General features: G+C 44.8%; 17 protein-coding genes and 2 tRNA genes. 8 read left to right on the top strand and 11 right to left on the bottom strand.

Annotated elements, in window-relative coordinates:
* Positions 1–128: 128 nt before the first annotated feature.
* The 3 genes from L6475_RS07750 to L6475_RS07740 all read left to right on the top strand — a co-directional run bounded on the left by L6475_RS07750 (position 129) and on the right by L6475_RS07740 (position 2,832).
* Positions 129–767, top strand: coding sequence for a VWA domain-containing protein (locus L6475_RS07750; protein WP_237818762.1), 639 nt, complete (start codon positions 129–131; stop codon positions 765–767).
* A gap of 390 nt (positions 768–1,157) precedes the next feature.
* Positions 1,158–1,922 carry a type IV toxin-antitoxin system AbiEi family antitoxin gene (locus L6475_RS07745; RefSeq protein WP_237818761.1) on the top strand — a complete coding sequence of 255 codons (765 nt, stop codon included), beginning with the start codon at positions 1,158–1,160 and terminating at the stop codon, positions 1,920–1,922.
* Positions 1,915–2,832 (top strand): nucleotidyl transferase AbiEii/AbiGii toxin family protein, encoded by a 918-nt coding sequence (locus L6475_RS07740; protein WP_237818760.1) that lies wholly within the window; start codon positions 1,915–1,917, stop codon positions 2,830–2,832. The genes L6475_RS07745 and L6475_RS07740 overlap by 8 nt, the downstream gene beginning before the upstream one ends.
* A 261-nt stretch (positions 2,833–3,093) precedes the next feature.
* On the opposite strand, the gene L6475_RS07735 is transcribed toward L6475_RS07740, so the two are convergent.
* The 7 genes from L6475_RS07735 to L6475_RS07705 form a co-directional block, all read right to left on the bottom strand.
* Entirely contained in the window at positions 3,094–4,254 is a 1,161-nt protein-coding gene (locus L6475_RS07735; protein WP_370641581.1) for an IS4 family transposase, read from the bottom strand.
* Positions 4,255–4,437: 183 nt separating this feature from the next.
* Positions 4,438–6,804: a DUF262 domain-containing protein gene (locus L6475_RS07730; protein ID WP_237818758.1), complete on the bottom strand. Its 2,367-nt coding sequence runs from the start codon at positions 6,802–6,804 to the stop codon at positions 4,438–4,440.
* A complete protein-coding gene (locus L6475_RS07725; protein WP_237818755.1) occupies positions 6,785–9,268 on the bottom strand; it encodes a DUF262 domain-containing protein in 2,484 nt (827 codons plus the stop codon). Before L6475_RS07725 ends, L6475_RS07730 begins: the two co-directional genes overlap by 20 nt.
* Before the next feature lie 220 nt (positions 9,269–9,488).
* Positions 9,489–9,980: a 3'-5' exonuclease gene (locus tag L6475_RS07720; RefSeq protein WP_237818753.1), complete on the bottom strand. Its 492-nt coding sequence runs from the start codon at positions 9,978–9,980 to the stop codon at positions 9,489–9,491.
* Positions 9,981–10,028: 48 nt separating this feature from the next.
* Complete coding sequence (locus L6475_RS07715; RefSeq protein WP_237818751.1) at positions 10,029–10,982, bottom strand: YafY family protein; 954 nt, start codon at positions 10,980–10,982, stop codon at positions 10,029–10,031.
* Between the two features lie 93 nt (positions 10,983–11,075).
* On the bottom strand, positions 11,076–11,513 hold the full coding sequence (locus L6475_RS07710) for an NUDIX hydrolase (protein WP_237818749.1): 438 nt from the start codon (positions 11,511–11,513) through the stop codon (positions 11,076–11,078).
* Positions 11,514–11,524: 11 nt separating this feature from the next.
* A complete protein-coding gene (locus L6475_RS07705) occupies positions 11,525–12,334 on the bottom strand; it encodes an ADP-ribosylglycohydrolase family protein (protein ID WP_237818747.1) in 810 nt (269 codons plus the stop codon).
* Positions 12,335–13,214: 880 nt separating this feature from the next.
* Between L6475_RS07705 and L6475_RS07700 the strand changes: the two genes are divergently transcribed.
* Positions 13,215–14,387 (top strand): iron-containing alcohol dehydrogenase, encoded by a 1,173-nt coding sequence (locus L6475_RS07700; protein ID WP_237818745.1) that lies wholly within the window; start codon positions 13,215–13,217, stop codon positions 14,385–14,387.
* A gap of 86 nt (positions 14,388–14,473) precedes the next feature.
* Entirely contained in the window at positions 14,474–16,183 is a 1,710-nt protein-coding gene (locus L6475_RS07695) for a Na/Pi cotransporter family protein (protein ID WP_237818743.1), read from the top strand.
* Here the strand turns inward: L6475_RS07695 and L6475_RS07690 are convergent.
* Genes L6475_RS07690 through L6475_RS07680 form a run of 3 tightly spaced genes read right to left on the bottom strand, consistent with a single transcriptional unit; the run spans position 16,180 to position 18,956 of the window.
* Complete coding sequence (locus L6475_RS07690; RefSeq protein WP_237818741.1) at positions 16,180–17,652, bottom strand: cell wall metabolism sensor histidine kinase WalK; 1,473 nt, start codon at positions 17,650–17,652, stop codon at positions 16,180–16,182. The genes L6475_RS07695 and L6475_RS07690 overlap by 4 nt on opposite strands.
* On the bottom strand, positions 17,630–18,328 hold the full coding sequence (locus tag L6475_RS07685; RefSeq protein ID WP_237824083.1) for a response regulator: 699 nt from the start codon (positions 18,326–18,328) through the stop codon (positions 17,630–17,632). Before L6475_RS07685 ends, L6475_RS07690 begins: the two co-directional genes overlap by 23 nt.
* A gap of 10 nt (positions 18,329–18,338) precedes the next feature.
* A complete protein-coding gene (locus tag L6475_RS07680; protein ID WP_237818739.1) occupies positions 18,339–18,956 on the bottom strand; it encodes a flavodoxin family protein in 618 nt (205 codons plus the stop codon).
* A gap of 198 nt (positions 18,957–19,154) precedes the next feature.
* Here L6475_RS07680 and L6475_RS07675 point away from each other — a divergent pair.
* Positions 19,155–19,227: transfer RNA gene (locus L6475_RS07675), tRNA-Thr, on the top strand.
* Positions 19,228–19,234: 7 nt separating this feature from the next.
* Positions 19,235–19,307: transfer RNA gene (locus tag L6475_RS07670), tRNA-Gly, on the top strand.
* A gap of 76 nt (positions 19,308–19,383) precedes the next feature.
* On the opposite strand, the gene L6475_RS07665 is transcribed toward L6475_RS07670, so the two are convergent.
* Positions 19,384–23,682 (bottom strand): translocation/assembly module TamB domain-containing protein, encoded by a 4,299-nt coding sequence (locus tag L6475_RS07665; RefSeq protein WP_237824081.1) that lies wholly within the window; start codon positions 23,680–23,682, stop codon positions 19,384–19,386.
* 233 nt (positions 23,683–23,915) lie between these two features.
* On the opposite strand from L6475_RS07665, the gene L6475_RS07660 reads away from it, so the two are divergent.
* Positions 23,916–25,259, top strand: a complete 1,344-nt coding sequence (locus L6475_RS07660) for a Na(+)-translocating NADH-quinone reductase subunit A (protein WP_370641680.1) — start codon at positions 23,916–23,918, stop codon at positions 25,257–25,259.
* The last annotated feature ends 5 nt before the right edge of the window (positions 25,260–25,264 follow it).

Here is a 25,264-nt window from a genome sequence, read left to right as displayed (position 1 = left end):
TCATATTACAGTTTATGGGGCGAATTTACGAAAAAAATGTGATACTACTTAATTTTTTCCGGAAATCTTCTTTAAAGTGATAAAGACATGACGATACAGAAGTATTAATCCTTTAAAACATGATGATTATGAAAGATTTAATTCCAACAAGAGTTCACAATTTGATTATTGTTGACGAGAGCGGTTCTATGGAGTGCATCCGCAAGCAGGCCTTTACTGGTATGAATGAAACCCTGCAGACTGTTCGCATGATGCAGAAGAAGTATCCAAACCAGATTCAGTATGTCACGTTGATAACCTTTGACAGCGACCATACTAAGCTGCACTACGACAATACACTTGCAGACAAGACAACGGATTTGAAGTGGAAAGCATATCATCCGTGTTCTGCCACACCTCTTTACGATGCTATCGGAAAGGGCATCTCAAAGGTCAATGGCCAAGTAGAAGATGGCGATCATGTTCTTGTGACCATCATAACTGACGGTTATGAGAACTGCAGCGAGGAATGGACGCTGAAGATGGTACGTAATCTCATCGAGAAACTGAAGAAGCAGAACTGGACCTTCACGCTGATTGGTACAGATAATCTTGATGTTGAGGAGATGGCTCAGTCGTTTGCCATCGAGGAACACATGGAATTTACTCAGGATGAGAAAGGAACCAAGGAGATGTTCGCCCGTGAACGCCGAAGCCGCGAACGCTTTAACTGCTGCTTGGCTGAGGCTGCACCGATTCCTAAAGGAAAGTTCTTTGAGGAAGAATGAAACTAACAGATTAACAAAACGGCAGGCCTCACGACCTGCCGTTTCTTAAAGCATTTGATATTGATACGACGCTAGAAGCTTTGCTGAAATATCGTTATTAGCACTATCATTTTTTACTATATATCTTACTTTATGAAACTGTTATAGGCAGCGATGGCATCTGCCATAATATCTGCATGGGGAAGTAGGTTTAGTTTATCCCTCTTTATATATAATGTGGAGTAAACTAAACCTACTTTCCCAAAAGACAATTATAACCTTATCTCAAAGCCATTTCAACTTATAACTAAAGTGAAAATATAGAATAATGCATATTTTTTAACCAAACATTTGGTTCTATCAAAGAAATAGTATATCTTTGTAGTTGAAATATTCAACGTATTATAAAATATGGCTGTAGAAACAAAGAGCAAAATCAACTCGTTACTAATGAATATACTCCCCGGAGGAATTATTTTTTCCGAGGCACTAAAGAAGCAGGGATATTCTGATCAGTTGATGAAGCAGTACCGTAAATCTGGCTGGCTGACATCCTTGTCTAAGGGGGTTATGTATCGTAGCGGAGATTCTCTATCAGCATTGGCAGCTTTAGCAAGTTGCCAGGAGCAAACTGGTAAACAGTATCGTGTAGCAGCCCACTCTGCTCTTGAGCTTTCCGGTTATTACCATTTTGTACCAATGGGAAAACCACAACTCATGGTAGCCAGCAATGAGCCAAGAACTCCTCAATGGGCAAAAAGCGATTTGTTTGATATGGCAATAGAGTTTTTTACAACATCGGCTTTCGGCCTAATCCAGAAACAAGCAATAAAACAGAATAATTATACCGTACAAGCATCTTCACCAGAACTTGCTTTCATGGAATGTCTTCTATTGGCCCCAAATAGATATAGCTTCATGGATTTATATTACATCATGGAGCAATTAACGGCACTTCGCCCAACCATAGTTCAGCAATTGCTTGAAACGACTAATAACATGACTGTCAAAAGAATGTTCCTTTATATGGCAGAAAAGGCTAATTATCCTTGGTATAAAGCAATTGATGTTAGCCGAATAAACCTTGGCACTTCTAAAATACAATTGTGCAAAGGTGGTGTCTATGTCTCAAAATATAAAATCACAATTCCAAGAGAATTAGCAGAATATGAATAAACAAGATATACAATCAAGCGTTTATGCTCAGAAGGTAGATCTCCTATTGCGTCTTTTACCTTTGGTTATGGAAGAAAAGGTTTTTGCTGTACACGGGGGAACGGCAATCAATCTCTTTCTAAGGAATCTTCCAAGGTATTCAGTTGACATTGATCTCACTTATATTCCTTTAGCTGACCGTAAGAAAAGTATTGATGACATTAACTTCCATCTGAAATCGATTAGCGAGAAAGCACGTAAAGCATTCCCAGGTATGCACATCATTCCAAACTATGCTACATGCAAATTACTCTGCGAATACCGAGGCAAACAAGTCAAGGTTGAGGTAAACCAAACAAAACGAGGTATCGTAGGTGGTGAGTTAATGCATCTTCCATTATGCGAAAAGGCACAGGATGAGTTTCAAGTATATTGCATCGCTGACATTGTTCCCATTTCACAACTCTATGGAGGTAAGGTAGCAGCAGCACTCTCACGTCAACATCCACGAGACCTATTCGATGTAAAGTACATGACTATTCCACTGAAGGATTGCCGTGAAGGTCTCATTTTCTGTTTACTTGGCAGTGACCGTCCCATTCATGAATCGTTTGCTCCGACTCTTATTGATCAGCATGAAGCACTTGCCAATCAATTTGTTGGTATGACCGATTCTCCATTTTCATACGAAGAATTTGAAGAAACTCGTACCAAACTAATATCTGACGTTAATAACATCTTAACAGATGCCGACCGCCACTTCCTGGTCAGCTTTGAATATGGTGCCCCAGAATGGGAAAACTATGAGTTCGCTTATTTTAAGGACTTTCCATCTGTCAAATGGAAGCTTCTTAACCTTCAAAAACTGGCAGACCTAAATCCAGAAAAGTTGAAGGTTGAAGCAGAGCGACTAAAAGATTTGCTATATTGATAATACAAATCCTGTTTTACATAAAAGTAACTTCAATTAATGATATATTATGTCAGTTTGGATTAATCAAGAACTTGTTGATGACGTCAAGTATACCATAAGGGAAAAGTATGGTAATAAAAAACGGATATATGCATATTGCCGTCCTCGCTCATGGCAGCAAAGTCGTTTCATTCAGATAACGACTCCCATCAGGGACGCTGACATCCATTATGAATACTTTGAAGAAAATGTGCAACTTCACTACTGTCTGGTTAAATTTCACCAAAGCGAAAGTTGGCGGTCATCTTCCGGATTTTGATTAATAATTGGTTTGTCAAAAAGTTCATTCAGCGGAGTCCTCTCAAATAGAACTTGGCCGATGACATTAGAGAATATGTAAAGATTTTGTTCGATATGATACATCTTCAGAGCAATAATAAGCAGCAGGTAGTCACAGATGGCAATCCATATCTGTGTGAAGACTGCATTTTGGGACGTCCCATAGAACGTCTTGATGTGCAGGTGCTGCTTGATCCATTTGAAGAACGTTTCGATAGTCCAGCGCTCTCGGTACAGTTCCGCAATGGTAATTGCTTCAAGGGTGAAGTCATTCGTCAGGAATCGATACGCTACGTTCTGCGCAAAGTCCTCATAGACGACCAGACGCAACAAATCAGGGTACTTCTTGGCTGTAAAGAGACCAGTAAGACTGATGGACTCGTCAGTGATGACGCCAGTCTGCCTGTCAACCTCTCTTGCCTCGAATACGGAATATTTCATGTTGTCCTTTGCTCTGGTTACAAAGTAAGCCTTCTGCTGTTGGAAGAGACGGAAAAGACGGTCAAAGTCCACATAGCCTTTATCCATCAGATAGTAAGCCCCTGCTTCTACAGGCAAGCTGTCCATAGCCTGAGTATCATGCACATTGCCAGGAGTAAGCATGATGAAGTTGGGTATGTTGTTCTTTACATCAATCAAAGTGTGCATTTTGAAATCACCTTTGTCATGATGGAACTTCGCCCATGGACAGAGTTGCAGACACAGGTTGATGGTACTGCTGTCAAAGGCATACACCATATTGTCAATGCCCAACCGATAGTATTCATGTTTATACAGGACTTTAGCCCTCTCGACAAGTACCATTGCGTAGTCCTGATAGATACGCCAGTCCTTCTTCTCGTTCATGTCGGCGAGAGTGGACTTGGGCATCACCTTCAGACCGGCATGATACAACTTGGAGTTGAAAGCAGTCAACTGAGCCTCTATGCTACGGAGGCTTGCGCTGCTGGTCAGCTGAGCATAACTCATGACAAGGAACTGGTCACGGCAAGTGAATCGTCTTGCATGAAAATCCCCTCTATATCTGTCAATACATTTCCTGAGCTCGTAGTCAGGGATGAGAGACATCAGTTGCGAGAATACAGTATTTCCGGCATTCATATCCTGTGCTATCTTATATATGAGACAGTACAAAGATAAAAAATCAAATCGGAAAATTTTTAAATCGCTGTATCTCATTGAAATTTAAACATTTAATTAACGTTCGGAAAAAATTAACCGGACACTAGTGATATTGTTTATAACAAAAATCGTTAGATTGAAGAGACACCTTGATAATCGTAATCACATTGAAGCTTCTTCTGCTAGATGTGTTAGCCGGATCAGCAGTCCTTGTTGCGAAATATCAGGCAGTTCGTTCATGTGAATACAGAAGTATTTGTCATCTCTTTCGTTCTTATGATTTGAATCTCTTTTCTTGGGTTCATTTATTCGATTAAGGAGATATATGATATTGTCATATCCCCACATGAACGAGTTTCCATTGTAATTGAAATACACTCTCCAATTCCAGAATATTCCTTGGTTACATGAATTTACATCAGAATCAACTTCTATGTTTGGATGCGACAGCATAATATTTCGACGGAAAGAGTAGTTACTATCTGTGTCAATCCAATCGAAACAGTAGGCATAGTTCCTTCTATATGGGAAGAATGTCAATACACCTGCAGTCCAGTGAAGCCTCCATTCAGATCCATTACTTACGATTTTTCCATAACGATAGTATGGTTCTTCCTCTAAGAATTTGCTTTCAGCGAATAGCATTTTAATATGATTGGCTGATTTAACCCAATCCCTTTCTCTGTCCTCAATGCTTATAAAGTCAAGCTCATCAAGGTTATCTGCTGTCAAGAGTGTATGTACTTCCTTATAGTAATTTGGATTTGTGCTATGAAGTATTTTTTCTTTCCATGCATCAGCACTGGTGTCATAAATATATTGTTCGACGAGCTGCTCCCAGTGATGAGCTATACGGATTAAAGCTTTTGTGAGTGACAGCGCATATTCCTTTCTGACCTCTTTGTCATCGAAGTAAGTACTTGCATGCAAGAGTTTCACTTTGAAACATTCAATATCCTCTACGAATTCCTTGCTATCATAACGGAGCAAACAAGCGATGTTTCCTTTAAAGAACTGCATTTCCTCGGCTTCTCTTATGAGTTTTAGCCATTCTTCTCTATTTTTACCACATAGCAGTTTAGCCTTGAAGCGTTCCTCTTCCACCTGCTTTGCCGCGAAACTAGATCGTATTTTTTCATCAGAAGCGAGGAATTGCAAGATATTATCACTTTGGGGACGCAGTTCTTCAAATAAACGGATAGCACCAATCATTGCTTCCTCGTTGTTCAAGCTGCTGTTTTCCACGACATTCCAGACGAAGCGCATCCATTGTTCAAATTGTTCTTTGTTGAATATCTCATTATATTCAAAATAGCAACAAACTGCATGGAATACAGCCCGTTGTTTTTGACTAATAGATGAAACCTCCACAACTGTAGGCTCGTCATCTTTGCCTGTTTCTTTGACAACATATTCTGGAATAAAGGCGAAAACGTCGGTTTCTTCCCAATAAGGAGCAATCTTCGCTCCATTCCAACGAGCAAACAGCTTTTCTAAAGAATTAATTGTTTCTGATGTTAGTACCTCGCCATATCCTTTTAGTCCATCATAGTTCTCTTTGCCTTTATAGAGGTCTTGATACAGATTAATCTGTTGCGTTTCCTGTACGTTACGGGATGTCGTGGCAATCAGCCTGTCAAGAAAATAGCGGCGCAAGAACTTATAGTATATGTCATCCACCTTAAAAATACCCTTAGAACTCGCTTCTTTCCAGAACACATCCGTCCACTCATTGTCAATGAGCGAAGCTGTTTTATGATTGAAAAGTTTTTCGTTGGGCTTGTCCTCGTTTGGAGCATATCCGATAAGATCTGCTTTAAAGTTTTCAAAGTCCGTCAGCTGTTTTCCTCTGGCATTCATCTTTATATAAAGATCATCCGATAATGGCAGATTCTCATCCTTCATGTCCTTGAAGAGAAAGTAAATTGGACAATCGTCAGCTAACAATCGCTCCCAATACTCAGAACAGTTATTGTCGTCAGCAAGAAACTCCTCTATACCATCTTGAATGTCCACGTTTTCAGAATTTGTGATATTCGTTCCTCCCAGCGTCCGGAGCATTCCCTGTATAGTAGGATCTTGCTTATATTTGGAGTAGAACCATGTCTGGTCTTTAATGAAATCCACGAGTTTCATGCCACTCTGATTGAAGGCCTCCGTATCCATGTTGCAGAGACTCTTGCAGAAATCGCGAGAAGTTGTACGGGTTTCATAAGTAAACTGACTGAGCCACCCCTCTGCAGAGGCAAGGTTATTTGTCCTCACGGCAAGATACCAGTGAAGTAGCCACAGTGTAGTTAGACGTTGCTGTCCATCCAATGGCCACATGGCACCATGTTCATTTGTGCCATAAACGAAATCAAGGCTCAAAGTATCTTTGCCAGACTTATCTTGCAGAGCCTTAATCATCTTCCCGAGCAAGCGCTCACGAAGATACACCTTATTTTCACGTCCCTGAGCGTAATCGCGCTGAATAATGGGAATTTCGATGCGTTGCTGACGCAGTATATTATATAGTGTCTGAAACATAGTCTTTAACTTTGAATTTCTGGGATAAGATACGATAAATATTCTTCAGATAAGCTTCGGCATCATTTTTAGTCCATGCCACCATGCTTCCGGATGTAGGGCTGTAATATTTCATGAATGCCTGTTTCGTGCAAGGTGGAATGAAGGCAGACTTGGCTTTGCGCTCCACGGGAACCTCAAAGCCTTTTTCCTTATTAAATGTAGGTATAGGATAATACACGCCTTGTTCCTTCCCTATGATGGTGCGACGCTTGGCAGGAAAGATTGCGTTTCCGTAGCTTCTATTCGTACTTTCGTCTAGCAGAGTGAAGTTCCATACCATGTTTTTTTCTTCTTCGTCGAGATATTCTTCAGCATTTCCTTCTGGAAGAATCTCCTGTGCCAGTTTATCAAAAATACGCTTACGCTCTGCCTCATTATCGTTGTCCTGCATATTAAGACAGAAGTTCTTTATGTCTTTCCTTTGTTCATCAGTCGAGATAATGTATGTTGTCAGAAGCCATTCCTTCTGATCATTAAAACTTGTGAGTTCATTAGAAGTATTGGAGTCAATGTGTTCTACATCCCATTTTTCTTTTTTGTAAAGATTGAACGGGAATTTTGTAAAGACACTCTGACCATACTCCTTCTGCACGATCAGACCCTGTTGGATGACCGATTCTACATTATGTAGGAGCAATAGTGGTCGACATTGTGTCTTCGGGCAACCTTTCAGTTCGTAAATCTTTCCAAGGTCTGCGCAATCATTCAGCGTGTTGTTGATTTCACCAATGAGATATTCCTTGAACTTTCCAATAGTCATGCCTGGCTTGTTCCATTCAGTGAGATATTTGAAGAGTAGTGCTTGCTGGGCTGCGGGGTTTCCTTTCTGTCGTGTGGATTCCTTAGGACGAGCCATCAAGTATCCTATATAGTGGTAAAGTTCAAGATGCGTAAACCACTCATAGAGTGTACTATATATTTTCTTAACCTTTTCCCAAACAATTTTTAGCGTCGTTTCGCTGTATTTTGAATCGTGAAAATAACCATAAAAATAGCGAAATACACGAGATTGGTCGGTGCCAATATCCTCTGTCGGCTCACCCAATACACGCTGGCTACACATCAATTCAAAGATGAAATCAATTCGTGTTTCTTGTGTATAAGTATCATCATGAAAGAAAAGCCAAAATTCATCGTTTTGTAACATGGCTTCTATCTCGTTCCATTGTGAAGCGATATCCTGTTGTATGAGCCGAATCCTCTCATAGTTATCGTCTGACGGGAAGTTAGAACGGTTAAGCAGGATAGCTTTAATGAGTTCTGCTGAAGTAAGCGGTATTTTATCAATGTTTAAGCGAGTAAATACCTCAATTGGGTCTTGTGTGTCCGTATCATACCATATGAATTTAACCTTGTCTAACAAGATTTTTGTGAATTCCTTGATATACTCTTCATCCTTACCTTGTTTCCAACGAAGAATGAAGTTACGTGCCTCAATCATGTGATAGAAGTCGATATTCTCCTTGGCTTCCTCTTCCGTACGATTGAGAATATAGCTGAGGAACATCTGACTTTTGGGCCTTGTCTGATATTGCAGCTTATACTTTTCCTGATTTAAACAGGAAAGAATGATATTGATGGTGGTAAGTCGTTGCTGTCCATCTATCACGTCCCAGGAAGTGCCGTGTTCCTTCACTACAAGCGGCTGTATGCAGTAAATACCTTTTGCTCCCTTTTCGCAGAAATCTTCAATATCTTCAAGTAATTCGCTAACCTGTTGCGTGGTCCATCTGTAACCGCGTTGATATGATGGAATATGAAAATCTAAGCAAGTCAACTCTTTAATTGCCACTGGGTCAATTGTTCTGTGTTTCATATATAGTTTAATCTTTAATTTCTTAACCATAATTTCTGCTCTATGACGGATGACTCTTGTAGCAAAATCTACATAGCGTTCCGCTTCAAGCAAATAATCATCAGCAGTCATGTCAAAATTCCTCCAATAGAAGAAACCTTTAGATGATATAAAGGGCTTTCCATCCTTATTAAGGTAGTCTTCCCACAGCAAGGCTTGGGAAAGGCGTGTAATACCATCATCATTCATATAAGGGCGAAAAGCCTGCTCATTAAGCATTATATGTTTCTGAAGAGGATAGTCCGCATCTTTTTTTTTCTCCAACACGGATTCTAAAGCAACAAGGAATTGATCGAAGAAGTCATGCCAGATATAGTGGCATCCTCGGTAAGTATTCAATGTTTCGTACTCACCGTTGTATTTATGCCCAATATTCGGCAGGACACACATATTGCCAATGGTGCCACATACACAGTTTTGGAAATATTCCACCTTTGTGATAAGTTCACTAGACGGGCTGAACTTATCTAATCCAGGATGAAGCGAATCATTACATGGTCTTCCAAACATCGTATTGTACGTGTTCATAGTATCACCTCTGAAGGTATAATCTTCGAGTGTATCCATTGTCAGCCCTTGCCATGCGTCGGAGAATAAAACACAATAGATTGCACGCATTATATTAGTGTCATCCGAATCGAACTTCCGATTGGGACAACCATACTTCTCGTCTTCTCTTAGATCATACAGTCGGAAGTTAACTAATTCGTCCAAATTATCATGTAGATAATCGTGAATGAACTCTTTTATGAGCTTTATCGGGTCAATCGTCATAAAAATATGCTTATTACAATATTTCTCTTGCTATCCAAGCACATGCCTCTGCATCAGCAAGTGCGTGATGATGGTTTTCCAACTCATAACCACAGGCGGCAGCTACAGTATGAAGTTGGTGATTTTCTAAATCAGGGAGCACTCGTCGTGAAACACAAAGAGTGTCGTAAAACTCGTAATCTGGGTAATCCATCTGATATACTCGAAACACAGCCTTCAGACACCCTTCGTCAAAAGGTTTATTATGAGCGACAAGCGGTAAACCCTCTATTAGAGGTTCTATTTGCGCCCATACTTTCGGGAATACTGGTGCATCCTCAGTATCATCCTGGCAGAGTCCATGCACCTGAGAACACCAATAGTTATAATAGTTCGGCTCTGGCTGGATGAGAGAATAGAACGTATCTACAATCTCACCATTTCGTACAATGACGATACCAACAGAACAAACAGAGCTACGCTCATTGTTAGCCGTTTCAAAATCTATAGCTGCAAAATCTTTCATTATTTGTCATCTTTGTATTTTGATAATATAGGCTACACTCGACAAAGATCAAACAAGTTTGTCTTTGTTCTCGCTTGCACTATATTTGTTCCACATTCTCTTAATCTTACTGGCAATCTCTTTGCGGAGCCAGTAGGGTTCAAGTACCTCCATGTCTTCACCATTCCAAAGCAGTTCCTGCTGGAAATCGAACTCTGGACGGAGATTAAAGGTAAAGATGCTATACTCTTCATTGCGCTCTATCTCTTCCTGCGACTCGTGCATCTTCAAATCACGGATGTAGTTGGCCTGTCCTGCTGATACTTTTAACTTAACAGGTTGGATTTTGACAGACTGTTCTGCAATGATTCCAAAGCAGCCGTCAAAGAAATCCTCTGCCGTCCAGTTCTTTGGCATTTCAAAAGTCTCGTCTGTTGCATGAAGATATTTGATACGATCAAGGGAATAGATACGTGGCCCTTTCTCATAATAATAGGAATAAGTGCTACGAGCCACCATGTACCAACGCTGCCGGAACAGTTTTACACAATACGGCTGAACATCGAAGTTGTTCTCCTCATCCTTCCAATAACTGTGATAAGTCATGTTTAGCACACGGTTTTCCTTCATGGCCTCAATGATGGGCTGAAGGTAGTCCTGACCAGATGGTACGTATTCCAAAATAATACGATCTTTAATGCTCTGGCTGTTTGCCAAGGCATTGCTCACACAGAAAGTGTTGTAAAGCCAGGAACGGAGTCCGTTCTTGCTAATATCCTCTTCATTCTCGATGTAGTAACGGTACTCGCCACGCCCTTCATTGGCGATGTTGATGCCAAACATATCCCAGATAACATAACGCCAGTTGTCGAAGGTACGTTTGGGGATATCCACACCTCTGCTAATGTCATCGCGAAGCCATAGCTCGTTCAGTTCCTTGAACGAGATCTTACGCTTGCGATAGATGGTCTCTATCACCCAGACGTATTTAGTAATCAAACTTTGTCCTCTGTCGTTGTCCATATTTCTTTGTCTTTTCTGCAAAAGTATAAATAGGGTACGCCAAACAGTGGCAGAGGTGAGACAAATAATTATTTTAGCCCATCCTTTTCTCTACTACTCCATTAGCAAATGCATTTTTCTTATCGCATCTGCCATAATCTCTGCATGGTCAAAAGCGAGAGTTGGAAGCTCGTTTATCGGGAACCATTCTGCTTTTGCGGCATCATCTTGGCCATGGACTTCCTGTGGGGAATCAATGATGGCGAGGTATGCCACGGTGATGGTACGACCTCGTGGGTCGCGATCAACTTTTGAGTATGCTCCAACCTGATGAACGGTGGTCACCTTCAGCCCCGTCTCTTCTTCCAGTTCACGGATGGCACATTGTTCCGTCGTTTCGTCCATATTCATGAACCCGCCAGGGAATGCCCATGCTCCTTTAAATGGGGCTGCACCCCTTTGGATGAGCAGAACCTTTGGCTGTGGTTCGTTGGTCATCACTATACAGTCGGCAGTAACAGCAGGACGTGGATATTTATATGTATATTCCATATTGTCATTCTTTATTTTGAACCATACTTACTCTCAAACTCTTCCACTGTGTTCCGAAGCGCAGTGGGTAGATAGTTCATCCCTTTGCTTCGTATGTCTGTAGGAATACCATACAAGGCTTCCGCAATTGATCCAGTAATACAGCCAATCGTGTCAGAGTCGCCGCCTATACTGATAGCGTTTCGGATGGCATCCTCAAAGTCTGTTGCCTCCAAAGCGCATGTAATTGCTTGTGGCACACTTCCCTGACAGGTTCCACCAGAGATTATGCCATCCAGACCCTGCCAAGAGTAGCGTGGCCGGATTTCTTCGACGCTTAACGACAGGTCATAGCCAAAATCAGTTTCAATCCTGCCTTTTATCTCTGACACAGATATTCCTTGACGTGCCAGATAGATACAAAGAGCCACAGCCTGGGCTCCTTTAATTCCTTCTGGATGATTGTGCGTACACTCGGCAGATTTTTTTGCTGCGTCCAGGGTTTGTTTCTCTGAAGTAAATGCCCATCCCACTGGTCCTATACGCATGGCTGAGCCGTTACCACAACTGTCGTATGGCTCCATGAAACCACGTTTTGAGCGGTGTACCCACTGTACAAACATGGTGCCATAGCTGCCCATAGGGTATGGATAGTCCGTTGCGTACTTCAGGTAGTAGCTGCCAGACTCACCACCATTCATCAACCAGTCTGCGGTAGCAATCGTAAGAATGCTATCGTCCGTATATTCCATTCTATTATCAAAAAATGGAAAGTCCTTAGTTTTGATATTGTCAAACTCATAGATCGAGCCGACTATGTCTCCAATAATTGCGCCTAACATAATTATAGAATATCTATAGGTTCAATTTAAGTTTAATCCCAACCTTCATTGTTTCCGCACGACAACATCATGGTTATACAAACGAAAAAGGCTAATATACGCATTTGTGATATTTATAAATTCGGCTACAAAGATAATAAAAGAATGCTATATTGTACTTTGTATAATCGATTTTTTATGTTGCTGATATGAATTGTTCTAAATGAGAACTGTTCCTAAAGCCTGAATACTCTCGCTTTGGTATATATATTCATTTTTGGAGTGCATATTTATAACGTTAAGACGCGTGAGAATCGCACGAAAATCACCAACTCCTATTTCGGACTTCTCTGTGCGAATTATGAGTATGTTGCGAATGGTTCGCAACGCTCTGAACGACAGATGTTTACGATTTTAGTACCCCAAAAGGTACCTCTTTTTCTTTAATAACCCCTGAAAAAAGGCTGCAATAGAACTTCTATTATACCATAACTGCATTTATTCTATACTGCAATTGACGTTCAGTTATGATGCAATTGAAGTTAGGTTTCGGTATAATAGACAGTACGTTTCGGTATAAGATGCATTCAGTTGCGGTATAATAGACTTTTTACTGCACTAAAGGTCGTCTTTGGGTAGCCTCGTCGTTCTAGTTTGCATTTTTTATTTGTCTTGATTTTCGAAAAATAAATGGTATGGATATGCAAGTTTAGGCCCGTTGGGATGGTTTTCCGTTGACAATCAAAGTCCAGATTGTTCTAAATGTCGTATCGTAAGAGATTTAAATTTTTATGAACTATAAAGAATCTAAGAAACTCATAAAGGACTAAGGATAATTAAAAAAGAATATGTACATTTGCAACTGAAATAGTTAACCAAAAAATTAAATTGACATACAACTATGTTAGGAAATTTTTCTTATTACAATCCCACTAAATTGTATTTTGGTGATGAGTCCCTGAACTTCCTCAAGGACGAACTGAAAGGATATGGTCCAGTGGTTCTGTTGAACTATGGTAGCGGTAGCGTTAAGCGCAACGGCATCTACGACCAGGTGGTGGCTATCTTGAAGGAGGCTGGCAAGACCATCGTCGAGAACCCTGGCGTGATGACTAATCCTACACTGGAGAAACTGAACGAGGGTGTGAAGATAGCCCGCGAGAACGAGGTGGATCTGATTCTTGCCCTCGGTGGCGGTAGCGTGTGCGACTACTCGAAGGCCGTGGCTGCATCTGTCTATTATGAAGGCGACTACTGGGACAAGTTCTGGCTGAAGCAGGAAAATCCCGCTAAGGACCAGAGACTGCTGCCTGTGGGCTGCATCCTGACGATGGCTGGCACTGGTTCGGAGATGAATGCAGGCACGGTGATTACCGATGCAGAGCATACCTTCAAGGTGGGTCACGTGTTCGACAGCCGTCTGATGCCTAAGTTCTCTATCCTCAATCCGAAGTTCACGATGACCGTACCCGAGAACCAGATGAAGGCGGGTATCTACGACATCATGAACCACATCATGGAGCAGTACTTCTCGGACTTCGATGACAACACCAGCGACTACCTCTCTGAAGGACTGATGCGTTCTGTCATCCACAGCAGCCGCATCGCTGTAAAGAATCCTCAGGACTACGAGGCACGCTCGAACATCATGTGGACAGCCACTTGGGCGCTGAACACCCTCATCGGACTGGGCAAAAAAGAAGACTGGATGGTTCACATGATTGGTCACAGCGTAGGTGCCTGGACGCACGCTCCTCACGGCTATGCACTGGCCTCAGTCTCAATGGCCTACTATCGCCGCGCCATGCAGAACGGTCTGCCTAAATTTGTTCGCTTTGCCAAGAATGTGTGGAACATCAGTGGTGATGGAATGACCGACGAGCAGATAGCCGAAGCTGGCTTGCAAGCCCTGAAAGACTGGATGCTGGAGATTGGCCTGCCCTTGACCATCAGCGAAATAGGTGCTACCGCCGATATGATTCCCGGCATTACCGAGACCACTGTCGTCTATCCTGCTGGTTATCTGAATCTGACGAAGGAGGACGTGACAGAGATTCTGAAGGAAAGTATGTAATGTTGTAACAGGATTGTAACATCAATGTAACGCTTGCGTAACAAAATTCCATTACCTTTGTCGCATTATTTATATTGACGAAGGTAATGGAATTTTTTATCAACATTTTTTCTCTCGTAGGTTCGCTGGCATTGTTTCTCTTCGGAATGAAGACGATGTCGGAGGGCCTTGAGAAGTTTGCAGGTGATCGCCTGCGCAGTATTTTGGCGGCAATGACGAAGAACCGTGTGATGGGTGTGCTGACGGGCGTGCTCATTACGGCACTCATCCAGTCGTCGAGCGCCACAACGGTGATGGTGGTGAGTTTTGTGAACGCCGGACTGATGACACTGGGTCAGTCGATAGGTGTTATCATGGGCGCCAACATTGGTACAACTGTTACAGCATGGATTATCTCGGCTGTTGGCTTCAAGGTGAATATTGCAGCCTTTTCCATCCCTCTGCTTGCCATTGGAATGCCATTGATTTTCAGTAGTAAGGGCAATCGTAAGAGCATCGGTGAGTTCATCTTTGGCTTCTCGTTCCTGTTCATGGGTCTATCGTTCCTACAAGAGGCTGCCACTGCGATGAACATCGGCGACATGGTGGCGGGAATGCTGGCCCACGTGCCGCAGGACTCGTTTCTCACTATTATTCTCTTTGTTATCGTGGGGGCACTGGTGACGATGATCGTTCAGGCTTCAGCAGCCACGATGGCCATCACGCTGATGCTCTTCGGCATGAACATCCCCGGATTCGGGTTTGAACAGGCTGCGGCACTGGCTATGGGACAGAATATCGGTACCACCATCACGGCATTTATGGCTTCGCTGACTGCCAACACACAAGCACGTCGCGCTGCATTGGCTCACATGTTCTTCAATGTTTTTGGCGTAGTGGTGTTTCTCATCGTGTTCTATCCCGCCTGCGATGCTGTCAGTTGGGTGGTAGAAAACCTTATGGGTGGGGGTAACGACCTCTTCAAACTGTCGGCTTTCCACACTGCCTTCAACGTCATTAACACACTGCTACTCATCGGCTTCGTTCATCAAATAGAGATGCTGGTATGTAAGGTGCTGCCAATGAAGGCTCAGGACGAGGACTATCGTCTGAAGTTCATCTCTGGCGGTCTGCTCTCTACGGCAGAGTTGAGCATCATGGAGGCGCAGAAGGAAGTCCACCATTTCGCAGAGCGCTGCCAGCGGATGTTCGGCTTTGTTCCAGAACTGATGCAGACGGAAGATGAGGCGGAGTTCAACAAACTCTTTTCGCGCATTGGGAAATACGAGAATATCACCGATGCAATGGAAATGGAAATTGCTGCCTATCTGAACAAAGTGAGTGAGGGCCGACTGTCGGATGCCTCGAAGGCTCAGATTCAGAAAATGCTGCGCCAGATTACGGAACTGGAGTCTATAGGCGACTCGGTGTATAACCTCGGTCGCACGCTGAACCGTCACCGTATGCACTGTCAGGACGCCTTTACGCCAGAACAGACTCAACACATGCATACGATGCTCGGCCTCGTGAATGACTCGTTGCAGGAAATGATGAAGTGCATAGACCTGACAGCACCAAGAACCAACATTACGAAATCCATCAACATTGAACACGAAATCAATAACTACCGCAAGCAGCTGCGCAATCAGAATCTGCACGATGTGAATGCAGGTCTCTACAGTTATCAGCTCGGCGTGTTCTATGTCGATTTTATTTCCGAATGTGAACGTCTGGCAGACTACGTGATGAACGTGGTTCAGGCCGGCAAAGGACTGAACAACGACTTTGAAGACAGACCAAGAAATGGACAGGTTTAGAAACGCGCAAGGGTAAAGCGGATGGTGAGTCCGCCACCGGGCGTAGAGAGTGCAGTTACTGTTCCTCCGTGGGCAGCAACTGCATTTTTTACGATGGCAAGGCCGAGGCCCGTGCCGCCGAGTTTGCGCGAGCGCCCTTTGTCGATACGGTAGAAGCGTTCGAAGAGGTGGTCAAAGTGCTCGGGGGCAACGCCAGGGCCATTGTCGCTGATTAGGAACTCGAAAAAATGGCGGCCTTCGCACTCTGTCTCTTTGCAAACGATGTCGAGACGTGAGGCACCTGTGGCGTATGCTATGGCATTGTCGATGAGGTTGCGGAAGATGCTGTAAAGCAGACTGGCATCGCCGAGCACTTCCAGATGCTGCGGCAGTCGGAGCGAAGGGGTGATGCCCTTGTCGTGGAGTTGCAGGGCAGTATCGTCCAAGGCACTCTGAATGATCTGCAAGACATTCACCGGGTGGTAATCTTCACGCGCGTGCTTGTCATCCATCTCGTCCAGTTTGGTGAGCGCGCTCATGTCCTGTAGCAGTTTACTCATACGCTCGCTCTGGGCATAGCAACGCTCCAGAAAATGTTTTTTTTTGTCCTCGGGCATGTCTGGATTGTCAAGAATGCTCTCCAAATAGCCGTGGATGCTGGCGGCAGGAGTCTTCAGCTCGTGGGCGGCATTCTGAGTGAGTTGTCGCTTGATGCGCACTTTGTCTTTCTCAGAATGGCGCAGTTTCCAGTAGAGCATGATGATGGTGTGACTGATGTCGCCCAATTCGTCATTGGGCAGGCGCTGCTTCAGTTCATGTTCCAGTTCTTCGCCCTCCATTTCCGAACCCTGTTCGCCTACCCATAGCCTTTCAGCCTTGACGGCGAATGCGCGCAGATAACCGATATGGCGGCTGATGCGGTGGGTGATGTAGTAGAGCGCGATGCCCAGCAGCAGGGTCAGGGCAACGGCAAAGTAGATGTAGGTGTTGTCGGCCTGAAGCGAGCGCGTCAGCTCGGCAGAGTAGGGTACGGCGGCACGTACGATGACATTGCCAAAACGGGTGGCGGAATAGAAGTAAGTTTCGTGGGTAGATTGTGACAGGCGCTTGATGTCATAGCCGTTGCCATCGTGTAGTGCCTGTTGGATTTCGGTTCGCTGCAGGTGGTTGCCCAGCGAGTCTGTTTGTGGTTCGTAGCTGTCGAGAACGACCTGGCCCTCCTTATCTATAATAGAGACACGAAGCCCTTTCATGCTGTGCCGCTCCACATAGTCGCGAAACAGATGGTCGTTGGTCAGACTGTCCTCACCCAGCGTCTGCACCATCTCGTAGTTGTACATCTGCAGTCGCGAGTGCAGGATGTCAATCTTGTACTCTTTCTCGCGTTGATACTGATAAAAACTGAAACAGACGGCAAAGAGCAGAAAGACGCCGCCGATACTGAACAGCAGATTACGCTGAAAGGATTTACTCTGCAAAATAGTAGCCATAGCCCACTCGTGTTTTGATTTGTTTGCCGTAGCGGCCAATCTTCTTGCGCAGTCGGGTGATGCTCACGTCCACCGTGCGGTCGAGCACCAGCACGTCCTGTGGCCAGCAATATTTCAGAAGGTCTTCCCGTGAAAATACTTTGCCGGGATGCTGGAGGAAGAACGACAACAGTTCGAACTCCAATTTCGAGCATACCAGTTCCTCACCATCGATGGCGGCGGTCTTCGCATTCAGGTCGAGCGTGATGCCTTCATAGCAAATCTTGTTGTCAGAAGCGGAAGTAGATGTGTCTGCCTGTTGTGGCACTGTATGAGCCGTCCGTCGGAGTACAGCCTTGACTCTGGCCTTCACCTCCTTCATGCTAAGTGGTTTGACGATATAGTCGTCGGCTCCGATATTCAATCCCTTCACCAGATGGTCATCACTGTCAAGTGCCGTGATGAAGATAATGGGTATCTGCGCCGTTTCTGGACTTTCCTTCAGTCGTCTCGCCATCTGAAAACCAGACATCTCGCCCATCATCACATCCAGAAGAATCAGTGAAAACTCACACAGAGGAAGCTCAAGCGCCTCTTCTGCCGAATTGACTGTCATCACCTCAAAACCTTCGGTCTCCAGGTTATATTGCAGTATCTCGCAGATATCCTGCTCGTCGTCAACAACAAGAATTTTCATGGGGTACTCCTTATCGAATGAAGTTGGTCCAAACACGCTGTTCTTCGGCAGGGTGACCCTCTTCACGGGCATTGAGATGCTTAATCATCCAAGCCATGTTGCGGGCCAGAGTGCGCATGGTTTGCATGCCCTCCTCGTCTTGTACAGCCTGTCCTGGAGTCTGACCATAGACCATATTCCAGTACTGCGAAGTGACCAAAGGCATACTGTTCATGGTGAAATATTTGTTCAGGCGGTCGAAGGCTGCCGATGCACCTCCTCGGCGGCATACTACAACGCTGGCGCCTGGCAGATATTTCATGTCGGCAGAGAGTGAATAGAACACACGGTCGAGTAGGGCGCATAGCGAACCATTGGGGCCTCCGTAATAGACTGGTGAACCGACGATAAGCCCGTCGATACCATTTTTCACTTCGCTCCATATTTTGGAGTACAGGTCGTCTTTGAACGTACAGCGACCTAAGCGGCCACACATGCCACAGGCTATACAACCCTGTACTGCTTTTTTGCCAATGCTGATAATCTGGGTTTCGATACCTTCTTCGTTCAGTGTATTGGATACCTCGCTGAGTGCTTGAAAGGTGTTTCCATTCTCTCGGGGACTGCCATTGATTAATAATACTTTCATGAGTGTATAAGTGTCTTGATAAATGTAAATATTAAGTTTCTGACCGCAAATGTACAAATAATTGATTGAAAGATGATTGTTTTGTTAGTGAATGAATGTTATTGGCTGTAAATATGGAATAGGAGACTAAAAAATCGAGACTAAAATTTGTGGAAAACAAAAAATATACTTACCTTTGCATCCGCTTAAAGCAAAAAAGCCGACATGGCTCAGTTGGTAGAGCAACGCATTCGTAATGCGTAGGTCCCCGGTTCGAGTCCGGGTGTCGGCTCTCGGTTGCGGAATTAGCTCAGTTGGTAGAGCATTGGCTTCCCAAGCCGAGGGTCGCGGGTTCGAGTCCCGTATTCCGCTCACGTAATATTTTTTTATTCAATATTGTAATTACGCCTTTTGTCTGTGAGAGATGAAAGGCTTTTTGTTTGCTTCACTATTTCTTTCTGCGGGTAAACAAGTCGTTCAGTCCATTGAAGTCTTTCTTGATAATGAGTCCAATTCCCTGAGTGTTTAGTGACGAACGGGTAAAGTATCGGTCGTTCGTTTGGTTATACATCTTCAGCGAAAGATTTCCGTTTGGAGTAAGAATATAGCGAATGTCAAAGTCGCCAATGAATGAGGAGGTGGCCTGTGTGGCATTGTCGCGATAGCCAAACTGTCCGTTGATCAGAAGTCGATTGTTCAGCATACGTCCACTGATGAGTCCTTCATATTCAGCATTGTGCCACCCCTCATTGCCGGTAGAGATATTGGCGCCAAAGTTCCAGTCGTCATTCTTTACTACTTGTGATATGAGGGTGTTGATTTGCGAAGAGAGGGTGCCTGAAAGGAACGACTGCATGGCCAGTTGCGTCTGTCCATATTCCTGCGTTTCGGCATTGTTGGCCTCTTGGGTTCTTTGAGAATAGAAGCGGCCTATGCCAAGAAGGTAGAGCACTTGCTGGTTTATTTCCTGTTCGCTGGCTATGACAGAGCGTACCATTTGTTTTTCGTCGCTATTGACGGTAGGCAGGTCGAAATCGAAATCTATGCGTGGTGAGCCTGCCTGTCCGGTGATGTTCATCAGACAGTTTACACGCACGGTATTGCTGGCAAAAGAATTGCCGATGTTCAGATCGGACAACGACACGCCGTTGACGGTATATACGGCTTGCAGTTGCAGATTGGCCTCCATGGGGTTGCCGCCAAATATGAGTGTGCTGCCTTCCTGGAACACAAAGTTTTTCTTGATGATGTTCTGGATCGTGATGCCATAGGTGCCATGATCGACTGTATAGGTGCCAAACATCTGGAAAACGCCTTTGTTGTGGTAACTGGCTCGAAGCACGCCCGAACCGTAGAGGGTGATATAGTCGCCCGTAGTGGCATCCATGAGCAGTTTGACGGTGGCATTCGGGTTGGCATTGATCAGGAAGTTGATGTAGATGTCGGTAGGTATATCGCGTGGTTTCTCTTCACTCTTGGTCTGCGTGACAGGAATGTTAGCAAGTTGATGCTTGTTTCGCCAAGTAATGAAATCTTGCTGGCTCACCTCGTTGGAGAGGGAAGCGTTGTAGGTGAACACCGTAGAGCGGAGTGGGGTGGCATTGCAGTTAATGACTACCTCGCCAGGACGTCCGTGAAGGTCAACACGTCCGCTGGCTTCAACGGTTCCGCAAAACGTATCGTTGCCCAATTCCTTGAAATCGTAGGCCAAAAGACGAGAGGTCTCTATGTCGAGGTCGAAAGTGAGGTTTGACAGGTGCTCGTGGTGAATGCCTCCGCTGAGGTAGGCCACATCATTGTTTATATCATTGATGTTGGCCCTATTGAGCAGGATGTCGTTGTGGACAAGCCGAACGGTATCTTTCTTCAGCGTATAGGTGGTGCCAAGGGGAATGACGGTGGCCTGTCCATCGACAACCAGCGTTCCCAACAGATCCATTGCGCCCAAGGGACCCACCAGTCTCACTTCACCATAGGCCTGTCCGCCCACGTTGCTCAGGAAACTTCTGGTGTATTGTTGGAGGAAATCAATATGGGTGCCTTCGCCTTTAATCACCAGCTCGATATCACTTCTCACGGGTGATACATAACCGTTGATATGTGTTTTTGAGTCAGGACCGTCGTCAGCCAGAGCGTGAATATCTATCTGCTGCTGGTCGGCATTCCATTCGGCTTGGGCATGAAGGGTACCCATTCGTCCTCCTTCAAAGCGGAAACTGCTCACGTTGATATCGGCCATAGCTTTGGGCTGGTCGAACAGTTGGGAAACACAGGCACGACCGGTAACAAAACCTGCAAATTCAACAGGATGGAAATTGAGCAGGTCGAGCACATAGCTCACATCAAGGTCTTTCATATCGACTACCAATGTGTCTTTGGCGCTTTTCGAGGCTATGCCATCAATGAGCAGGTGTTGTTCTTGATGCTGAATCTCGAAATGGTCAACAAGAATCCTGTTGTCGGCATAGATAATGTCGCTGGGCATGATGTCCCATTGAGTGTCGCCCATGGAAAGGTGGGATGAATGGGTTCGGATATGTGCTTCTGGATAGCCTTCGTCGTTGGTGTAGAGCTGTGTGGTGGCATTCAGTTCGCCCTGTGTGGCCTTGATGCCAACGGTATGGTTGTTCCACGAAAAACTGGTGCTGATATTGTTGTTGCTGGCGGCAGCTTTCAGTGCAAGGTCCATCTTCAGGTCGTGGTCCATGTGTTTCACTACATTGACATTGCACAAAATGGAGTCGTTCTCGGTAGTGATGTGCAGTTTGGCCCCTTCGTAGAATGCTTCGTCGTAGAAAAAAGCGGGTACGCTTCCGTCAAGACAGAAAGTGTGGGTGGCATCGTTGATATTTCCCTGCAGACTGAGGGGTTCTTCAAGGAGGAGGGGAATATTCAGGATTCGTCTTATCCACTCGCTGCTCGTAATGTGCAGATTTACATCAAAATTGTTGTTCAGTCGTTCCTTTACTTTTGGAAGCCCGGGGATAGAGGGGAGTTGTGAAGCAAGGAAACTGACAAAGCTTTGGGGGAGGGTGTTCAAATTGAACTGACCGTTCAGGCTTCCTTCACCCAAATCGCCGCTCAGCTTCAGGTAATGTTGGCCATTGTTAAAGCCTGACTGTAGCATAACGCTGTCGATGCGGAAGAAACCCGTAGAATCGTTCATCACAAAATGATGCAGGTCGATATTGCCCTCCACATCGTTGATATTGGTGGCGCTGATATCGGCAGTCAGTTGCAGACTGAAAGTGGCATCGCCCCAATTGTCAGACAAGTTGAGTTGTTGAGGCGATAATTTATTCACCGTACCATTCAGTTGAAGGGCTGTGCGTTGGCCGTCATCCTTCCACAAACCTTCGAGGGTGAGCTGGGCGTTAGAATCGTCAATGGCTATAGTGCCGCTGGCTGAACGGCCGGCATAGTTGCCGTCCACGCGTATATTAGTATAGGTGTAGTCGTTGTATTCCAACTTACTGATCAAGCCATTGGCCTTCATGGCCGAGGTGGTGCCGCTGAGCTGGATATTAGTGGCCAAAGTTCCGAGGTGGTCGTTTGATAGCAGGCGTTTCAGGTCTATGCCCTTTGTGTTGAGCGAACCGGAGAATACCTTACCTCCGGCCATTTTCATATTCACGTCGAGGTTTCCAATATCGGCAAGAATGGCACTATGGGCACTGATGTCGCCAAACTCGTTTCCTTCGAAAGAACCTGAAAGTTGGACATTGCCTATATTTGCCAACTGTGAGGGTAGGGAAGAAATATCGCTTTTGAGTTTCTGTAATACGCTCTCGTCAAGTGAGAAACGGGCTATCTCGGCCTTCCATGTGGGATGACTCTCGTCGAGTCCGAACACCCAACCATGCGCATTGAGCACTAAACTGCGTCCAGTGCCGTTTATTTCGAGGTGAGGCACATTAATATATTTAGTGGTACCCTCAAAAGTGGTGGTCAGACTCAGCACGTCAGAATAATTGGCCAGGTTGGGTAAAAAGCACTTTAGATCGCTCAACCTTACATCGGCATTCAAGTTGCTGGCACGATAGCGAAGGGTTTCATTCAGCTTCTCGGAATTGTAGGCCGCTGTGAGCGAATCGATATACAGCATAGAGTGGGGCATCTGAAGGGTGAAATCCTTCAACATACCCTCTCGCTTTCCAGCCGTCAGAGAGAAAGAAACGCTGTTTACCTTCAGCCCGCTCTCTTCGTTGAACGTGAGTCGTTTCACCCTGACGTTTAGTGAGTCGTCAGACAGTTCGTTCAGTAGAATATGAGAACTGACATCGTTGAATGCAAGGTGGTTGAGGTCGAAACGGTCTGTTTTGGGCATGTATTCCAAATTGTAGCGCACATTGGAATGACGGACAATGAGCGAATTGATGCGCAGGTCGATAGCCGAATGACTGGTGGTGTCGTTCGATGAAAGGGCATCCAGCATAAACTGCATGTTGGAAGGCTGGAGTGAGTCGGTTTTGTAGATATTGATATGGGCGCCAAAAAGCTGAGCCGACGAGATGACGATTCGTCCTTCAACCAGTGGAAGCCACTGCAACTTGGTGGATAGTCGGCCTATGCGCAGCATCTTTTTCTGCTGCTGATCCAAGATGGTTACATTGTCTATAATAATACGATTAGGAAGACCTAACTGGATAGAACCTACCGATACACTCGTGCCTAATGCGTCACCGATGGCACGAGAGGCCTTTGAGCCCATCCACTGTTGAAAAGGAGGTAGGTAAATAAGGGTCATCAAAATGAAATATAAGGCGATAAAACCCCATATCACACCACTAAAAAAATGTTTAACTACCTTCAAACTGATATTTAGACTTGACAAATGCATTTGCATCTGTATATTTTGGATTGCAAAAGTACGATAATTTCTTGTGACCTCCGTATTTTTCAAACGGAATTTGTCGGTCTTCAATCAAAATTTAGTAATTTTGCACGCGTTGAATCCACTTTTAAACTTATTATATGGCAATTAAACAAGTTTTCAATTTGCGTAAAGGCCTTGATATTCGTCTGAAAGGTAAAGCTGAGGAGCAAAAAATCCAGCTGAAATCTAATGGGCGCTATGCTTTAGTACCCGATGATTTCGAAGGTGTTACTCCAAAAGTTCTTGTACATGAGGGCGATATTGTCAAGGCAGGCGATGCTTTGTTTGTTAACAAGCAGTATCCGCAGGTTCGCTTTGCCTCACCCGTAAGCGGTAAGGTAACATCCGTAGAGCGTGGCGAACGTCGTAAGGTGCTCTGTGTGAAGGTTGAAGCCGATGCCACACAGCAGTATGTAGAATTCGGCAAAAAGGATGTTTCGAAACTCGATGGCAACGCTGTTGTCGATGCTCTTCTCGAAGCAGGCTTGTTCGGCTACATCAATCAGTTGCCTTATGCCGTTTCTACCAATCCTGAAACGAAGCCTAAGGCAATTTTTGTGTCTGCTCTGCGCGATAAGCCATTGGCTTGCGACTTTGAGTATGAGGTAAAAGGTCAGGAACAGGACTTCCAGACTGGTTTGACGGCTCTGTCGAAGATTGCTAAGACCTACGTGGGCGTTGGCAAGAATTCTTCACTGAGCAATCTTCAGAATGTTGAAGTGAACGAGTTCAATGGCTCATGTCCTGCAGGCAACGTTGGCGTACAGGTGAACCATGTGTCGCCAGTAAACAAAGGCGAAGTGGTTTGGACCATTGGCGATCCAACCGTAGTACTGTTCATCGGTCGTCTTTTCAACACGGGTAGAGTGGATTTGCGCCGCACGGTTGCTCTTTGCGGTAGCGAGGTTCAGAAGCCTGTGCATGTAGATATGCTGGTGGGTGAAGAACTCTCTACACTGCTGTCAAACAGCTATGATGCTTCACACAGCGTACGTATAATTAATGGTAACGTGCTCACTGGACGTCAGACTACAAAGGATGGTTTCCTAGGTGCCCATTCATCAGAAATTACCGTAATTCCTGAAGGTTCGGATGCCGATGAGATGCTGGGCTGGATAATGCCTCGCTTTAAGCAGTTCTCAGTGAACCGCAGCTACTTCTCATGGCTCTGTGGAAAGAAAGAGTTTGAGGCTGATGCACGTATCAAGGGTGGTGCACGCCACATGATTATGAGTGGTGAGTATGACAAGGTGTTGCCAATGGATATCTATGGCGAATACCTCATCAAGGCTATCATCACTGGCGATATTGACCGTCAGGAGCAGCTTGGTATTTACGAGGTGGCACCTGAGGATTTCGCACTCGCTGAGTTCGTGGATAGCTCTAAGCTGGAGCTGCAGCGAATTGTAAGAGAGGGACTTAACATTTTACGCAAAGAAAACGCATAAACAAT

Origin of the sequence: Prevotella sp. E9-3, from assembly GCF_022024015.1 — a bacterium.
In the GTDB taxonomy this organism is placed as follows: Bacteria; Bacteroidota; Bacteroidia; order Bacteroidales; family Bacteroidaceae; genus Prevotella.
The sequence above is the reverse complement of the archived record's forward strand: the minus strand, read 5'-3'. Positions and strand labels throughout refer to the sequence as shown.

Excerpts from the sequence above, each read along its gene's own strand:
- L6475_RS07750 (WP_237818762.1), top strand. The coding sequence starts at position 129 with ATGAAAGATTTAATTCCAACAAGAGTTCACAATTTGATTATTGTTGAC.
- L6475_RS07745 (WP_237818761.1), top strand. The coding sequence starts at position 1,158 with ATGGCTGTAGAAACAAAGAGCAAAATCAACTCGTTACTAATGAATATA.
- L6475_RS07740 (WP_237818760.1), top strand. The coding sequence starts at position 1,915 with ATGAATAAACAAGATATACAATCAAGCGTTTATGCTCAGAAGGTAGAT.
- L6475_RS07735 (WP_370641581.1), bottom strand. The coding sequence starts at position 4,254 with ATGAATGCCGGAAATACTGTATTCTCGCAACTGATGTCTCTCATCCCT.
- L6475_RS07730 (WP_237818758.1), bottom strand. The coding sequence starts at position 6,804 with ATGTTTCAGACACTATATAATATACTGCGTCAGCAACGCATCGAAATT.
- L6475_RS07725 (WP_237818755.1), bottom strand. The coding sequence starts at position 9,268 with ATGGATACACTCGAAGATTATACCTTCAGAGGTGATACTATGAACACG.
- L6475_RS07720 (WP_237818753.1), bottom strand. The coding sequence starts at position 9,980 with ATGAAAGATTTTGCAGCTATAGATTTTGAAACGGCTAACAATGAGCGT.
- L6475_RS07715 (WP_237818751.1), bottom strand. The coding sequence starts at position 10,982 with ATGGACAACGACAGAGGACAAAGTTTGATTACTAAATACGTCTGGGTG.
- L6475_RS07710 (WP_237818749.1), bottom strand. The coding sequence starts at position 11,513 with ATGGAATATACATATAAATATCCACGTCCTGCTGTTACTGCCGACTGT.
- L6475_RS07705 (WP_237818747.1), bottom strand. The coding sequence starts at position 12,334 with ATGTTAGGCGCAATTATTGGAGACATAGTCGGCTCGATCTATGAGTTT.
- L6475_RS07700 (WP_237818745.1), top strand. The coding sequence starts at position 13,215 with ATGTTAGGAAATTTTTCTTATTACAATCCCACTAAATTGTATTTTGGT.
- L6475_RS07695 (WP_237818743.1), top strand. The coding sequence starts at position 14,474 with ATGGAATTTTTTATCAACATTTTTTCTCTCGTAGGTTCGCTGGCATTG.
- L6475_RS07690 (WP_237818741.1), bottom strand. The coding sequence starts at position 17,652 with ATGGCTACTATTTTGCAGAGTAAATCCTTTCAGCGTAATCTGCTGTTC.
- L6475_RS07685 (WP_237824083.1), bottom strand. The coding sequence starts at position 18,328 with ATGAAAATTCTTGTTGTTGACGACGAGCAGGATATCTGCGAGATACTG.
- L6475_RS07680 (WP_237818739.1), bottom strand. The coding sequence starts at position 18,956 with ATGAAAGTATTATTAATCAATGGCAGTCCCCGAGAGAATGGAAACACC.
- L6475_RS07665 (WP_237824081.1), bottom strand. The coding sequence starts at position 23,682 with ATGACCCTTATTTACCTACCTCCTTTTCAACAGTGGATGGGCTCAAAG.